A 1,183-nucleotide genomic window follows, 5' to 3' on the forward strand; every position below is an offset into this window, starting at 1 on the left:
ACAATCTTTACCTAAGCAGTTGTCATTGGTTGACGTGATGGTAGGAATGATCATGCTGTCTTCTGGCAACTCTTCACAATCACCCAAGTCGCCCGTTTTGGTTTCCGAAGACCAACTGCGCACTTTGACCAATTGGCTTAATGAAGTGGAATCCGCTTCATTGTGATGCACTTCGACCATTTGTCGACTTAAACGCTCTAAACACAAATAGTTGGAGCGGCCTTTCAGTAACGCAACTTGTCCAAAAAAGCCCAACGCATCGGTCATCAATGGCAAATCACGATGAAAAGCTGTTCTTGCAAGTTTTCGAACCAGTTAGAAATGATGACCTTTTTACCACTCAGAAGAGCTGGCACCAGATAGGCGAAGGTTTTGCCGGTTCCGGTCCCCGCTTCAACCACGAGCTGTGTTGCTGTTGGATCGCTCGGCGACCGCTCGGCCACTATCGACCTGAGGTTGACGAGCTTGAAAGCCCGGAATGGCCTTGCCTAAAGCGCCTTTGGAAGAAAACGTTTTTGCTATCATTCTGTGTTCTGCTGAGGGGTCAGTGGCACAGATTATGTCAGGTTTGTCTTTTTGATGGCGATACCCAATTGTCTTCGCCTCGGCAGGTATTTGGTCGGTTATTTGCGGTTTAAATAGCGTGCAAGCCACGCTGGGCCGGTAAATTGATCCTCTTCCCCTAAGATGGCCTTGGCCGCTTCGGCTGGAGAAGCTTCGATTTTCCCAAAGTTCATGTAATGCGATCCTCATCTATTTCATGGTTATCCGATCAGAGAAGCTCACTCTCTCTATACATACAGTTTTCGAGCCAGTAGATCTTTGTCCATATACACCACCTCTATGATTCTTATGAAGGCTCAATTCAGACAACGTCTCCAGCCAAACGTTTTACTGGAGAATTTGTTTGAAACCATCTTAATAATAGATTATCTATTAGGCCTGTATTGCGGTTTAGTTCACCGTTCGACGCCCAAACAATTATTCGTACCATAAAAAAAATAATCACGAGATATCTCTAATATGGAAAAGAAAACACTACTGACTCATTGCTCAGACGCGCCGGGTCTGATCTCTAAAATCACCAACATTTGTTACAAGCATCAACTGAACATTATTCACAACAATGAGTTTGTAGATAATTCCAGCGGTCACTTTTTTATGCGAACCGAGCGTGGAGGGA

The 1,183-nt window shown here is 45.0% G+C and carries 1 protein-coding gene and 1 pseudogene; one reads left to right on the forward strand and one right to left on the reverse strand.

Annotated elements, in window-relative coordinates; genetic code table 11:
- Positions 1-525: pseudogene (locus CIK04_RS25290) on the reverse strand (ATP-dependent helicase); the annotation flags it as partial.
- Between the two features lie 498 nt (positions 526-1,023).
- Here CIK04_RS25290 and CIK04_RS25300 point away from each other — a divergent pair.
- The coding region (locus CIK04_RS25300) for an ACT domain-containing protein (protein WP_128824699.1) at positions 1,024-1,183 on the forward strand (160 nt) is incomplete at its 3' end.

It is taken from the genome of Vibrio sp. 03_296 (assembly GCF_002265885.1).